The 14,693-nt window shown below is 52.8% G+C and carries 13 protein-coding genes; 12 read left to right on the forward strand and 1 reads right to left on the reverse strand.

Features of this window, described 5'->3' with window-relative positions; all coding sequences use genetic code 11:
• The first annotated feature begins 9 nt into the window (after window positions 1-9).
• Genes BGE37_RS11760 through ompG form a run of 10 tightly spaced genes read left to right on the forward strand, consistent with a single transcriptional unit; the run spans window position 10 to window position 10,952 of the window.
• Complete coding sequence (locus BGE37_RS11760) at window positions 10-1,302, forward strand: ABC transporter substrate-binding protein (RefSeq protein WP_105288048.1); 1,293 nt, start codon at window positions 10-12, stop codon at window positions 1,300-1,302.
• Between the two features lie 20 nt (window positions 1,303-1,322).
• Window positions 1,323-2,204, forward strand: a complete 882-nt coding sequence (locus BGE37_RS11765) for a carbohydrate ABC transporter permease (protein ID WP_001080790.1) — start codon at window positions 1,323-1,325, stop codon at window positions 2,202-2,204.
• Entirely contained in the window at window positions 2,191-3,033 is an 843-nt protein-coding gene (locus BGE37_RS11770; RefSeq protein WP_000224670.1) for a carbohydrate ABC transporter permease, read from the forward strand. The genes BGE37_RS11765 and BGE37_RS11770 overlap by 14 nt, the downstream gene beginning before the upstream one ends.
• Window positions 3,034-3,063: 30 nt before the next feature.
• Window positions 3,064-4,116, forward strand: a complete 1,053-nt coding sequence (locus tag BGE37_RS11775; RefSeq protein ID WP_000737371.1) for a zinc-dependent alcohol dehydrogenase — start codon at window positions 3,064-3,066, stop codon at window positions 4,114-4,116.
• 16 nt (window positions 4,117-4,132) lie between these two features.
• Window positions 4,133-4,921 carry a sugar phosphate isomerase/epimerase family protein gene (locus BGE37_RS11780; RefSeq protein ID WP_032184031.1) on the forward strand — a complete coding sequence of 263 codons (789 nt, stop codon included), beginning with the start codon at window positions 4,133-4,135 and terminating at the stop codon, window positions 4,919-4,921.
• A gap of 9 nt (window positions 4,922-4,930) precedes the next feature.
• Window positions 4,931-5,986, forward strand: a complete 1,056-nt coding sequence (locus BGE37_RS11785; RefSeq protein ID WP_039020823.1) for a Gfo/Idh/MocA family protein — start codon at window positions 4,931-4,933, stop codon at window positions 5,984-5,986.
• Window positions 5,983-8,250, forward strand: a complete 2,268-nt coding sequence (gene ycjT / locus BGE37_RS11790) for a kojibiose phosphorylase (protein WP_105288049.1) — start codon at window positions 5,983-5,985, stop codon at window positions 8,248-8,250. The genes BGE37_RS11785 and ycjT overlap by 4 nt, the downstream gene beginning before the upstream one ends.
• The gene (gene pgmB / locus BGE37_RS11795) at window positions 8,247-8,906 is read left to right on the forward strand and encodes a beta-phosphoglucomutase (protein ID WP_104917315.1); all 660 of its coding nucleotides are present in this window, start codon (window positions 8,247-8,249) and stop codon (window positions 8,904-8,906) included. Before ycjT ends, pgmB begins: the two co-directional genes overlap by 4 nt.
• A 13-nt stretch (window positions 8,907-8,919) precedes the next feature.
• Window positions 8,920-10,002 carry an ABC transporter ATP-binding protein gene (locus BGE37_RS11800; protein ID WP_000057969.1) on the forward strand — a complete coding sequence of 361 codons (1,083 nt, stop codon included), beginning with the start codon at window positions 8,920-8,922 and terminating at the stop codon, window positions 10,000-10,002.
• 44 nt (window positions 10,003-10,046) lie between these two features.
• The gene (gene ompG, locus BGE37_RS11805; protein WP_000735245.1) at window positions 10,047-10,952 is read left to right on the forward strand and encodes a monomeric porin OmpG; all 906 of its coding nucleotides are present in this window, start codon (window positions 10,047-10,049) and stop codon (window positions 10,950-10,952) included.
• 110 nt (window positions 10,953-11,062) lie between these two features.
• Here the strand turns inward: ompG and BGE37_RS11810 are convergent, their stop codons facing one another.
• A complete protein-coding gene (locus BGE37_RS11810) occupies window positions 11,063-12,061 on the reverse strand; it encodes a LacI family DNA-binding transcriptional regulator (protein ID WP_032302950.1) in 999 nt (332 codons plus the stop codon).
• A gap of 144 nt (window positions 12,062-12,205) precedes the next feature.
• Here BGE37_RS11810 and BGE37_RS11815 point away from each other — a divergent pair, with 144 nt between their 5' ends.
• Together BGE37_RS11815 and BGE37_RS11820 are read left to right on the forward strand one after the other, a co-directional pair.
• Window positions 12,206-13,603: a YcjX family protein gene (locus BGE37_RS11815; protein ID WP_000825801.1), complete on the forward strand. Its 1,398-nt coding sequence runs from the start codon at window positions 12,206-12,208 to the stop codon at window positions 13,601-13,603.
• Window positions 13,600-14,661, forward strand: coding sequence for a YcjF family protein (locus BGE37_RS11820; RefSeq protein WP_000138728.1), 1,062 nt, complete (start codon window positions 13,600-13,602; stop codon window positions 14,659-14,661). Before BGE37_RS11815 ends, BGE37_RS11820 begins: the two co-directional genes overlap by 4 nt.
• The last annotated feature ends 32 nt before the right edge of the window (window positions 14,662-14,693 follow it).

Genomic DNA, 14,693 nt, shown 5'->3' on the forward strand with positions numbered 1-14,693 from the left:
GAACATCTCATGATTAAATCAAAAATCGTGCTGTTATCAGCACTGGTTTCCTGCGCCCTGATTTCAGGCTGTAAAGAAGAAAATAAAACGAATGTCTCCATCGAGTTTATGCATTCTTCGGTGGAACAGGAACGCCAGGCGGTAATTAGTCAGTTAATTGCGCGTTTTGAAAAAGAAAACCCAGGCATCACTGTTAAACAAGTGCCGGTGGAAGAAGATGCCTATAACACCAAAGTCATCACCCTTTCCCGTAGCGGCTCGCTGCCGGAAGTGATCGAAACCAGCCATGACTACGCCAAAGTGATGGACAAAGAACAGCTTATCGATCGCAAAGCGGTTGCTACGGTCATCAGTAATGTCGGTGAAGGCGCGTTTTATGACGGCGTTCTGCGGATTGTGCGCACCGAAGATGGTAGCGCCTGGACCGGTGTTCCTGTCAGCGCATGGATTGGCGGTATCTGGTATCGCAAAGATGTGCTGGCAAAAGCCGGGCTGGATGAGCCGAAAAACTGGCAACAGTTGCTGGATGTCGCACAGAAACTGAACGATCCGGCGAATAAAAAATACGGTATTGCACTGCCGACGGCAGAAAGCGTACTGACGGAACAATCGTTCTCTCAGTTTGCGTTATCCAATCAGGCCAACGTTTTTAACGCCGAAGGCAAAATCACTCTTGATACGCCGGAGATGATGCAGGCGCTGACCTATTACCGCGACCTTGCTGCCAACACCATGCCGGGTTCTAACGACATTATGGAAGTGAAAGACGCCTTTATGAACGGCACCGCGCCGATGGCGATTTACTCCACCTATATCCTTCCGGCTGTGATTAAAGAAGGCGACCCGAAGAATGTCGGTTTCGTGGTGCCAACCGAGAAAAACTCGGCGGTCTACGGCATGTTGACCTCGCTGACCATTACCGCCGGGCAAAAAAGCGAAGAGACGGAAGCGGCGGAAAAATTTGTCACCTTTATGGAGCAGGCAGACAACATTGCCGACTGGGTGATGATGTCACCAGGCGCGGCGCTGCCGGTGAACAAAGCGGTTGTGACGACTGCCACCTGGAAAGATAACGACGTGATTAAGGCGCTGGGAGACTTGCCGAATCAGTTGATTAGCGAACTGCCAAATATTCAGGTCTTTGGCGCAGTAGGGGATAAAAACTTTACCCGCATGGGCGATGTGACGGGTTCTGGCGTGGTGAGCTCAATGGTGCATAACGTCACCGTGGGTAAAGCCGATCTCTCTACCACGCTGCAAGCGAGCCAGAAAAAGCTGGATGAGTTGGTCGAACAGCACTAAACCCAGGACAGGAATCCGCAATGAACAGGCTTTTTTCAGGTCGTTCCGATATGCCCTTTGCGCTGCTGCTTCTCGCGCCCAGCTTATTACTGCTGGGCGGTCTGGTGGCGTGGCCGATGGTGTCGAATATCGAAATCAGTTTTTTACGTCTGCCGCTCAATCCCAACATCGAATCAACGTTTGTTGGGGTGAGTAACTATGTGCGTATCCTCTCCGATCCCGGTTTCTGGCACTCGCTGTGGATGACGGTCTGGTATACCGCGCTGGTGGTGGCGGGCAGCACCGTGCTCGGGCTGGCGGTGGCGATGTTTTTCAACCGCGAGTTCCGCCTGCGCAAAACCGCGCGTTCGCTGGTGATCCTCTCCTACGTAACGCCGTCTATTTCGCTGGTGTTCGCCTGGAAATACATGTTCAACAACGGCTACGGCATTGTGAACTACCTCGGCGTCGATCTTCTGCATCTCTATGAGCAGGCACCGCTGTGGTTCGATAATCCGGGCAGTAGCTTTGTGCTGGTGGTGCTGTTCGCCATCTGGCGCTACTTCCCGTATGCCTTTATTTCGTTTCTGGCGATTTTGCAGACCATCGACAAATCGCTGTACGAAGCGGCAGAGATGGATGGCGCTAATGCCTGGCAGCGGTTTCGCATTGTCACGCTGCCCGCGATTATGCCGGTCCTGGCGACGGTGGTGACTCTGCGTACCATCTGGATGTTCTACATGTTCGCTGACGTTTATTTGCTGACGACCAAGGTCGATATTCTCGGCGTCTATCTCTACAAAACCGCCTTTGCCTTTAATGACTTAGGGAAAGCGGCGGCGATCTCGGTGGTGCTCTTCATCATTATTTTCGCTGTCATTCTGCTGACCAGAAAACGGGTGAACCTCAATGGCAACAAATAAACGCACACTCAGTCGTATCGGTTTTTACTGCGGGCTGGCGCTGTTTCTCATCATCACGCTGTTTCCGTTTTTTGTGATGCTGATGACCTCGTTTAAGAGCGCGAAAGAGGCGATATCGCTGCATCCTACGCTGCTGCCGCAACAGTGGACGCTGGAGCATTACGTCGACATTTTTAACCCGGTGATTTTCCCGTTTGTCGATTATTTCCGTAACAGCCTGGTGGTGTCGGTAGTTTCATCCGTGATAGCAGTATTTCTCGGCATTCTCGGGGCTTACGCGCTTTCCCGCCTGCGCTTTAAAGGGCGAATGACCATCAACGCCAGCTTCTACACGGTGTACATGTTCTCCGGCATTTTGCTGGTGGTGCCGCTATTCAAAATCATCACCGCGCTTGGCGTTTACGACACCGAGATGGCGCTGATCATCACCATGGTTACGCAAACCCTGCCTACCGCCGTGTTTATGCTGAAAAGCTACTTCGACACCATCCCCGATGAAATCGAAGAAGCGGCGATGATGGATGGCCTCAACCGGCTGCAAATCATCTTCCGCATCACGGTACCGCTGGCGATGTCCGGGCTGATATCCGTGTTCGTCTACTGCTTTATGGTGGCGTGGAACGACTATCTGTTTGCCTCGATTTTCCTCTCCAGCGCCAGCAATTTCACTTTACCGGTAGGCCTGAACGCGCTGTTCAGTACCCCTGATTACATCTGGGGCCGAATGATGGCGGCCTCGCTGGTGACCGCATTGCCGGTGGTGATTATGTATGCACTTTCGGAACGTTTTATTAAGAGTGGTTTGACCGCCGGTGGCGTGAAGGGCTAAAGCGGCCAGTTTCTTGACAAGGAGTTTTACATGAAAAAGTTAGTAGCCACAGCACCGCGCGTTGCCGCATTGGTGGAGTATGAAGACAGAGCGATTTCAGCCAATGAAGTGAAGATCCGCGTGCGGTTCGGCGCGCCGAAACACGGGACGGAAGTGGTCGATTTTCGCGCCGCCAGCCCGTTTATTAATGAAGACTTTAATGGCGAATGGCAGATGTTCACCCCGCGTCCGGCAGATGCGCCGCGCGGCATTGAGTTTGGCAAGTTCCAGCTTGGCAACATGGTGGTTGGCGACATTATCGAGTGCGGCAGCGAGGTTACCGACTACGCGGTGGGCGACAGCGTATGCGGCTATGGCCCGCTTTCCGAAACGGTCATCATTAACGCGGTGAATAACTACAAACTGCGCAAGATGCCGCAAGGTAGCTCGTGGAAAAACGCCGTCTGTTACGACCCGGCGCAGTTTGCCATGAGCGGCGTGCGCGATGCCAACGTGCGCGTGGGCGATTTTGTGGTGGTGGTAGGGCTTGGCGCGATTGGTCAAATTGCCATTCAACTGGCAAAACGCGCTGGCGCGTCGGTGGTGATTGGTGTCGATCCTATCGCTCATCGCTGTGATATTGCCCGTCGCCACGGGGCGGATTTCTGCCTTAACCCCATTGGCACAGATGTAGGCAAAGAGATTAAAACGCTGACCGGCAAGCAGGGTGCCGATGTGATTATCGAAACCAGCGGCTACGCCGACGCGCTGCAATCGGCACTGCGCGGCCTGGCTTATGGCGGCACCATCTCGTATGTCGCATTTGCCAAACCATTTGCCGAAGGTTTCAACCTCGGACGTGAAGCGCATTTCAACAACGCCAAAATTGTCTTCTCTCGTGCGTGCAGTGAACCGAACCCGGATTATCCGCGCTGGAGCCGCAAGCGTATTGAAGAAACCTGCTGGGAACTGCTGATGAACGGTTATCTCAATTGTGAAGATTTAATCGACCCGGTGGTGACCTTTGCTAACAGCCCGGAAAGCTACATGCAGTATGTCGACCAGCATCCGGAACAGAGCATCAAAATGGGCGTAACTTTTTAATTCTAAGGACGGAAAAATGAAAATCGGTACACAGAATCAGGCCTTCTTTCCAGAAAATATTCTGGAGAAATTTCGTTATATCAAAGAGATGGGGTTTGATGGTTTTGAGATTGACGGCAAACTGCTGGTTAACAATCTCGAAGAAGTCAAAGCAGCAATTAAAGAAACCGGTTTACCGGTGACCACCGCCTGCGGTGGTTATGACGGCTGGATTGGCGACTTTATCGAAGAACGTCGTCTTAATGGTTTAAAGCAGATCGAGCGCATTCTTGAGGCGCTGGCGGAAGTGGGCGGCAAAGGTATTGTCGTTCCGGCTGCGTGGGGCATGTTTACCTTCCGCTTACCGCCGATGACCTCACCGCGCAGCCTGGACGGCGATCGTCAAATGGTGAGCGATTCCCTGCGTTTCCTGGAAAAGGTGGCCGCGCGTACCGGAACGGTGGTGTATCTCGAACCGCTAAACCGCTATCAGGACCACATGATCAACACGCTCGCCGATGCACGTCGTTACATCGTCGAAAACGATCTTAAACATGTGCAGATTATCGGCGATTTCTATCACATGAATATCGAAGAGGATAACCTGGCGCAGGCGCTGCATGACAACCGTGACCTGCTTGGTCATGTGCATATTGCCGATAATCATCGCTATCAGCCGGGCAGTGGCACCCTCGATTTCCACGCGCTGTTTGAACAGCTGCGCGCCGATAACTATCAGGGCTATGTGGTGTATGAAGGGCGCATTCGGGCAGAAGATCCTGCTCAGGCGTACCGTGATTCTTTGGCCTGGTTGCGCACCTGCTAAGAGGTCTTTGTGAAAAGTGCAATGACAAGCTCTCCGCTGCGGGTCGCGATAATAGGCGCGGGCCAGGTGGCGGATAAGGTTCATGCTTCGTACTACTGCACCCGCAACGATCTGGAACTGGTGGCTGTCTGTGACAGCCGTCTTTCCCAGGCGCAGGCGTTGGCAGAGAAATACGGGAACGCATCCGTGTGGGACGATCCGCAGGCCATGCTGCTGGCGGTAAAACCTGACGTGGTAAGCGTCTGTTCACCTAACCGTTTTCATTACGAGCATACCCTGATGGCGCTGGAGGCAGGCTGCCATGTGATGTGCGAGAAACCGCCCGCCATGACACCAGAACAGGCGCGGGAAATGTGCGATACCGCGCGCAAACAGGGCAAGGTGCTGGCCTACGACTTTCACCATCGTTTTGCGCTCGATACGCAACAGCTGCGTGAACAGGTGACCAACGGCGTTTTGGGAGAGATTTACGTTACCACCGCCCGCGCCCTGCGTCGTTGCGGTGTTCCCGGCTGGGGTGTCTTTACCAATAAAGAATTGCAGGGCGGTGGCCCGCTGATCGACATAGGCATTCATATGCTGGATGCCGCGATGTATGTGCTGGGCTTTCCGGCGGTGAAAAGCGTGAATGCGCACAGCTTTCAAAAGATCGGCCCGCAAAAGAGCTGTGGTCAATTTGGTGAGTGGGACCCGGCAACCTACAGCGTCGAAGATTCGCTGTTTGGCACCATTGAATTTCATAACGGCGGCATTCTTTGGCTCGAGACATCATTTGCACTCAACATCCGCGAACAGTCGATTATGAACGTCAGCTTTTGCGGTGATAAAGCCGGAGCCACGCTGTTTCCGGCGCATATCTACACCGATAACAACGGTGAATTAATGACGCTGATGCAACGGGAACTGGCCGACGACAACCGTCATTTGCGCAGCATGGAAGCCTTTATCAATCACGTACAGGGCAAGCCAGTGATGATTGCCGACGCCGAGCAAGGGTACATCATCCAGCAACTGGTGGCGGCGCTGTATCAATCCGCAGAAACAGGGACGCGTGTGGAATTATGACCAGGCCAGTAACATTAACGGAACCCCATTTCAGCCAGCATACCCTGAATAAATATGCCTCATTAATGGCGCAGGGGAACGGCTATCTTGGGCTTCGTGCCAGCCATGAAGAAGATTACACGCGGCAGACGCGCGGCATGTATCTGGCAGGGCTTTATCATCGAGCGGGTAAAGGAGAAATCAACGAACTGGTGAATCTGCCAGACGTGGTGGGAATGGAAATTACCCTAAACGGCGAGATTTTTTCGTTATCCTGCGAAGCGTGGCAGCGTGAGCTTGACTTTGCCAGTGGAGAATTACGCCGCAGTGTTATCTGGCGCACCAGCGACGGCGCAGGGTTCACCCTTGAAAGCCGTCGTTTTGTTTCAACAGATCAACTGCCGCTGGTCGCGCTGGAAATCAGTATTACCCCGCTGGACGCCGACGCGTCAGTGCTGATTTCAACAGGCATTGATGCCACGCAAACCAACCACGGTCGCCAGCATCTGGACGAAACCCAGGTGCGGGTGTTTGGTCAGCATTTGATGCAGGGGATCTACACCACCCAGGATGGGCGCAGTGATGTGGCCATCAGTTGTCACTGTCAGGCGAGTGGTGACGTTCAGCAGTGCTATACCGCAAAAGAGCGCCGTTTGCTGCAACATACCAGCGCGCAACTTCGCACAGGTGAAACACTGACCTTGCAAAAGCGGGTGTGGATTGACTGGCGGGACGACCGACAAGCCGCTTTAGACGAGTGGGGCAGTGCGTCGCTTCGCCAGCTCGAAAGGTGCACGCAACAGAGTTATGACCAACTTCTAGCAGCATCCACAGAAAACTGGCAGCAATGGTGGCAGAAACGTCGTATCACGGTAAACAGTTGCGATGCGCACGATCAGCGGGCGTTAGACTATGCGCTTTATCATTTGCGTATTATGACGCCCGCCCATGACGAGCGTAGCAGCATTGCGGCGAAAGGCTTAACCGGCGAAGGCTACAAAGGCCACGTTTTCTGGGATACGGAAGTGTTCCTGCTGCCGTTCCATCTGTTTAGCGAACCGACGATTGCCCGGAGTTTGCTGCGCTATCGCTGGCACAACTTACCGGGGGCGCAGGAGAAAGCGCGACGCAATGGCTGGCAGGGCGCGCTGTTTCCGTGGGAGAGCGCACGTAGCGGCGAAGAAGAAACGCCGGAATTTGCCGCCATTAACATTCGTACCGGGCTGCGGCAAAAAGTGGCCTCAGCGCTGGCAGAACATCATCTGGTTGCCGATATCGCCTGGGCGGTTATTCAATACTGGCAGGTAACAGGGGATGAAAGCTTCATTGCTCACGAAGGCATGGCGCTACTGCTGGAGACCGCAAAGTTCTGGATTAGCCGCGCGGTAAGGGTTAACGATCGTCTGGAAATTCATGATGTTATTGGGCCAGACGAATATACCGAACACGTTAATAATAACGCATACACCAATTATATGGCCTGCTACAACGTCCAACAGGCGCTGAATATTGCTCGCCAGTTTGGCTGTAGCGACGACGCGTTTATTCATCGTGCCGACATGTTCCTCAAAGAGCTGTGGATGCCAGAAATTCAGCCCGACGGCGTTTTGCCGCAGGATGATTCGTTTATGGCGAAACCGGCGATAGATCTGGCGAAATACAAAGCGGCGGCAGGCAAACAAACCATTCTGCTGGATTATTCACGCGCAGAAGTGAACGAGATGCAGATCCTCAAGCAGGCCGATGTGGTGATGCTCAATTACATGCTACCGGAACAATTTTCAGCGGCCTCTTGTCTCGCCAATCTGCAATTTTATGAACCGCGCACCATTCACGACTCGTCATTGAGTAAAGCGATCCACGGCATTGTTGCCGCGCGTTGTGGCTTGCCTGCGCAGAGTTACCCGTTCTGGCGCGAGGGGAGTGAAATCGATCTTGGTGCTGATCCGCATAGCTGCGATGACGGTATCCACGCTGCCGCAACTGGCGCTATCTGGCTGGGCGCGATTCAGGGTTTTGCCGGAGTCAGCGTGCGCGACGGCGAATTACATCTCAATCCGGCGTTACCTGAGCAGTGGCAACAGTTGTCTTTCCCTCTGTTCTGGCAAGGCTGCGAATTACAGGTCACTCTCGACGCGCAGCGTATTGCGATTCGAACTTCTGCGCCTGTTTCACTGCGGTTGAACGGTCAGCTTATTTCCGTGACTGAAGAATCTGTTTTCTGTTTGGGTGATTTTATTTTGCCCTTCAATGGGACCGCTACCACGCATCAGGAGGATGAATGAAACTACAAGGGGTAATTTTCGATCTGGATGGCGTGATCACCGACACCGCACATCTGCACTTCCAGGCATGGCAGCAGATTGCAGCCGAAATCGGCATCGGCATCGATGTGCAATTTAACGAGACGTTAAAAGGGATCAGCCGCGATGAGTCCCTGCGACGCATTCTGCAACACGGGGGCAAAGAGGGCGACTTTAACGTGCAAGAGCGGGCGCAACTGGCGTATCGCAAAAATCTGCTCTACGTCCACTCACTGCGCGAACTGACGGTTAACGCTGTTCTGCCGGGAATTCGGCCTTTGCTGGCAGATCTTCGGGCGCAAGGCATCCCGGTAGGGCTGGCCTCCGTCTCTCTGAATGCCCCAACAATTTTAGCGGCGCTGGAGCTGCGCGAGTTTTTCACCTTCTGCGCGGACGCTTCCCAACTTAAACACTCGAAACCGGACCCGGAAATCTTTCTCGCCGCCTGTGCCGGGCTGGGCGTGCCGCCGCAGGCATGTATCGGCATTGAAGATGCGCAGGCGGGCATTGACGCCATTAACGCCAGCGGTATGCGCTCGGTGGGGATCGGCGCGGGCTTAACTGGGGCGCAATTACTGTTGCCCTCAACGGAGTCCCTGACCTGGCCGCGGTTATCGGCCTTCTGGCAAAACGTATAGCAAAGGAATCAACATGGCACAGCTTTCGTTACAACATATTCAAAAGATCTACGATAACCAGGTGCATGTGGTGAAGGACTTCAACCTGGAGATTGCCGATAAAGAGTTCATCGTGTTTGTCGGTCCGTCGGGCTGCGGTAAATCGACCACCCTGCGTATGATTGCCGGGCTTGAGGAGATCAGCGGCGGCGATCTGTTGATCGACGGTAAACGAATGAATGACGTTCCGGCCAAAGCACGCAATATCGCGATGGTGTTCCAGAACTACGCGCTGTATCCGCATATGACGGTCTACGACAACATGGCGTTTGGCCTGAAGATGCAAAAAATCGCCAAAGAGGTGATTGATGAGCGGGTTAACTGGGCGGCGCAAATCCTTGGCCTGCGTGAGTACCTGAAACGCAAGCCGGGTGCGCTTTCCGGCGGGCAACGCCAGCGTGTGGCGCTCGGACGGGCGATTGTGCGCGAAGCGGGCGTGTTTTTGATGGATGAACCGCTCTCTAACCTGGATGCCAAGCTGCGCGTACAAATGCGCGCGGAAATCAGCAAGCTGCATCAGAAACTGAACACCACCATGATCTACGTGACCCACGATCAGACCGAAGCGATGACCATGGCGACGCGGATTGTCATTATGAAGGATGGGATTGTTCAGCAGGTCGGTGCGCCGAAAACGGTCTATAACCAACCGGCGAATATGTTTGTTGCCGGCTTTATTGGGTCACCAGCAATGAATTTTATTCGCGGCACGATCGATGGCGATAAATTCGTTACGGAAACGCTTAAATTAACCATTCCCGAAGATAAATTAGCGGTTCTGAAAACGCAGGAAAGCTTGCATAAGCCCATCGTGATGGGAATACGCCCGGAAGATATTCATCCGGATGCGCAAGAGGAAAATAACATTTCCGCCAAAATTAGCGTGGCAGAATTAACCGGTGCGGAATTTATGCTCTACACCACGGTTGGGGGGCACGAGTTAGTGGTCCGTGCTGGTGCGTTAAATGATTATCATGCAGGAGAAAACGTCACTATTCATTTCGATATGACCAAATGTCATTTCTTTGATGCAGAAACGGAAATAGCAATTCGCTAAATACAGGGGGAAGGCATTCCCCCAGGATAATACAAGGAACAATAATGAAAAAGTTATTACCCTGTACCGCACTGGTGATGTGTGCGGGAATGGCCTGCGCACAGGCTGAGGAAAAAAACGACTGGCACTTTAATATCGGCGCGATGTACGAAATAGAAAACGTCGAGGGTTATGGCGAAGATATGGACGGGCTGGCGGAGCCTTCCGTCTATTTTAATGCTGCCAATGGGCCGTGGAGAATATCGCTGGCTTATTACCAGGAAGGGCCGGTAGATTATAGCGCGGGTAAACGTGGAACCTGGTTTGATCGCCCGGAACTGGAAGTGCATTATCAGTTTCTCGAAAGCGATGATTTCAGTTTCGGCCTGACCGGTGGTTTCCGTAACTATGGTTATCACTACGTTGATGAACCGGGTAAAGACACGGCAAATATGCAGCGCTGGAAAATCGCGCCAGACTGGGACGTGAAACTGACTGACGATTTACGTTTCAACGGATGGCTGTCGATGTATAAATTTGCCAACGATCTGAATACAACCGGTTATGCTGATACCCGTGTCGAAACGGAAACGGGTCTGCAATATACCTTCAACGAAACGGTTGCCTTGCGAGTGAACTATTATCTCGAGCGCGGCTTCAATATGGACGACAGCCGCAATAACGGTGAATTCTCCACGCAAGAAATTCGCGCCTATTTACCGCTGACGCTCGGCAATCACTCGGTAACACCGTATACGCGCATTGGGTTGGATCGCTGGAGTAACTGGGACTGGCAGGATGATATCGAACGTGAAGGCCATGATTTTAACCGTCTTGGTTTGTTTTACGGTTATGATTTCCAGAATGGTCTTTCCGTTTCGCTGGAATACGCGTTTGAGTGGCAGGATCACGATGAAGGCGACAGCGATAAATTCCATTATGCAGGTGTCGGTGTGAATTACGCGTTCTGATAATGTGCTAAATTGCCGGATGCGGCGCGAGTACTTTATCCGGTTTATAAATGTAGGCCGGATAAGATGCGCCAGCATCGCATCCGGCATTCAGGCAACGTAGCTGGCATTTATTTCAACGACATATGCGTGGCAACGGTAATATTTTGTGGTGACGGTTTTCCGGCAATTAAGCGGAATAATAACTCGCAGCTTTGTTGACCTAACTCCTGCGTCGGAACATCGATGCCGCCCGGTGCAGGCGTTAATATAAACGACAGCGTTTCATTACTATAACCCACCACCGCTAACTGCTGCGGAATAGCAATGTTTTTCTCTGCCGCCGCACGATAAATGCTCATTAATTTCAGGCTGTCAGTAGCAAACACTGCCTCAGGCAACGGTGACTGGCTTAATAATTCCCGCGCGGCTTGCAGTGCTGTCTCATGGGTATAACCGCCGTCAACGATCCACTCATTGCGCACTGCAATATTATGATCTTCCAGACTTTGCTTATAACCATTAACGCGGTCAACCGAAACATGGACATCAAGCGGAGCATGTAGGCAGGCAATATTTTTATGTCCACTTTCAATTAATGCATCGGTCAGCGCAATACTGTCGCCAAAATTATCGGTATCGACAGAATAAACATGGGCATATTCACCTTCAACTTTGCCAATTACTACCACCGGAATATCGTATTTATCGAGTTGGGCGAAAAAAGACTCATCTGCTGGCGAACTTAGCATAATAATGCCTTTAATCATTTTCTGCTTAATTTTGCTTTCACATTTTTGTAAGTCTTCAGCTGGGTTGTGCGACGTCTGCAATATCACGTCGAAACCCTCATCTTCCGCTTTGGCGGTAATGGCATGCAAAACTTCGGAGAAAAACGGGTTACCCGCCGTAGTTTTGGTCGAGCGGGTAGAAATCACCATAATGGCATCAAAGCCCGAAGAGGTCAGCGCGCGGGCCAGTTTATTTGGCTGATACTGTAATTCTTCAATGGCCCGTAACACTTTTTCGCGCGCTTCCGGGGAGATATTGGTTTGCTTATTCAGCACGCGTGATACGGTGGATTTTGATACGCCGGCAACCCTGGCAATATCATAAATAGTAGGGGACATAGGTCAGGAACTCCGTCCGAACGTGAATGCTGCACATCTTATGGAGTTCGCCTCAAGATGACAACACGGGCAGTTGATAATCAAGGGCATGGCCCCCACATTCATATCCTTACGAATGATTTTTTTCTGGTCCACAGGACAGCAATGAAGCGACTTAAAAATGAACTTAATGCGCTGGTGAATCGGGGTGTCGACAGACATCTGCGCCTCGCTGTAACCGGACTTAGCCGCAGCGGCAAAACCGCGTTTATCACTGCGATGGTCAATCAGTTGCTCAATATTCATGCCGGAGCACGCTTGCCGCTATTAAGTGCGGTGCGTGAAGAGCGCCTGCTGGGCGTAAAACGCATTCCCCAGCGTGACTTTGGCATTCCACGCTTCACCTACGATGAAGGGCTGGCGCAGTTATATGGCGATCCTCCCGCCTGGCCGACCCCAACACGCGGCGTCAGTGAGATTCGCCTGGCGCTACGCTATAAATCGAACGATTCGCTGTTGCGTCACTTCAAAGACACTTCCACGTTGTATCTGGAGATAGTGGATTATCCTGGCGAATGGTTACTCGACTTGCCGATGTTGGCGCAGGACTATTTAAGCTGGTCGCGCCAGATGACGGGCTTACTCAATGGTCAGCGCGGCGAATGGTCGGCAAAATGGCGAATGATGTGCGAAGGGCTGGACCCACTAGCACCTGCCGACGAAAACCGTCTTGCAGACATTGCTGCCGCATGGACCGATTATCTCCACCACTGCAAACAGCAGGGGCTGCACTTTATTCAGCCTGGACGTTTTGTCTTGCCGGGCGATATGGCAGGTGCGCCCGCGCTGCAATTCTTCCCGTGGCCCGATGTCGATGCCTGGGGCGAATCAAAACTTGCACAGGCCGACAAGCACACCAATGCCGGAATGCTGCGCGAACGATTTAATTATTACTGCGAGAAAGTGGTGAAGGGGTTCTATAAAAATCACTTCCTGCGTTTTGATCGGCAGATTGTGCTGGTGGACTGCCTGCAACCGCTCAACAGTGGGCCACAGGCATTTAATGATATGCGTCTGGCGCTGACGCAGCTGATGCAAAGTTTCCACTACGGGCAGCGAACCCTGTTCCGGCGTTTGTTTTCGCCGGTTATCGATAAGCTATTGTTTGCTGCCACTAAAGCAGACCATGTGACCATCGATCAGCACGCCAATATGGTTTCATTACTGCAACAACTGATTCAGGATGCCTGGCAAAATGCGGCGTTCGAAGGGATCAGTATGGACTGCCTGGGGCTGGCGTCAGTTCAGGCGACCACCAGCGGCATTATTGATGTTAACGGTGAGAAAATCCCGGCGCTGCGCGGTAATCGACTCAGTGATGGTGCACCGCTCACTGTTTATCCTGGCGAAGTTCCCGCACGTTTGCCTGGTCAGGCGTTCTGGGATAAGCAAGGCTTCCAGTTTGAGGCGTTTCGTCCGCAGGTGATGGATGTCGACAAACCGCTGCCGCATATTCGTCTTGATGCTGCGCTGGAATTTTTAATAGGAGATAAATTGCGATGACCGAACCGTTAAAACCACGTATTGATTTCGACGGTCCACTGGAGGTCGATCAGAATCCAAAATTCAGGGCGCAGCAGACCTTTGACGAAAATCAGGCGCAAAATTTTGCCCCGGCCACGCTCGACGAAGCGCAGGAAGAAGAGGGGCAAGTTGAAGCGGTGATGGACGCAGCGTTACGTCCGAAACGCAGCCTGTGGCGCAAAATGGTGATGGGCGGGTTGGCTCTGTTTGGTGCAAGCGTTGTCGGGCAGGGCGTGCAGTGGACGATGAATGCCTGGCAAACTCAGGATTGGGTAGCGCTGGGTGGATGTGCCGCTGGGGCATTGATTATCGGCGCTGGCGTAGGTTCAGTGGTAACAGAGTGGCGGCGCTTATGGCGCTTGCGACAGCGCGCCCATGAACGCGACGAAGCGCGCGATTTGTTGCACAGTCACGGCACGGGTAAAGGCCGTGCATTCTGCGAAAAACTGGCGCAGCAGGCGGGCATCGACCAGTCGCATCCGGCACTGCAACGCTGGTATGCCTCAATCCATGAAACGCAGAACGATCGTGAAGTGGTCAGCCTGTATGCTCATCTGGTCCAGCCGGTTTTAGATGCCCAGGCGCGGCGCGAAATCAGTCGCTCAGCGGCGGAATCAACGTTAATGATCGCCGTTAGCCCGCTGGCGCTGGTGGATATGGCATTTATCGCCTGGCGCAATCTGCGTTTGATCAATCGCATCGCCACGCTGTATGGCATTGAACTGGGATATTACAGCCGTTTGCGCCTGTTTAAGCTGGTATTGCTGAATATCGCTTTTGCCGGAGCCAGCGAATTGGTGCGCGAAGTGGGGATGGACTGGATGTCGCAAGATCTCGCTGCGCGTTTGTCTACCCGGGCAGCTCAGGGGATTGGTGCTGGACTTCTGACGGCACGACTGGGGATTAAAGCTATGGAGCTTTGCCGCCCGCTGCCGTGGATTGACGATGACAAACCTCGCCTCGGGGATTTCCGTCGTCAGCTTATCGGTCAGGTGAAAGAGACGCTGCAAAAAGGCAAAACGCCCAGCGAAAAATAATGCAATATCGGGTGCTGACCGGATATCTTTAC

It is taken from the genome of Escherichia sp. MOD1-EC6300, assembly GCF_002965045.1.
Lineage (GTDB): Bacteria > Pseudomonadota > Gammaproteobacteria > Enterobacterales > Enterobacteriaceae > Escherichia > Escherichia coli_F.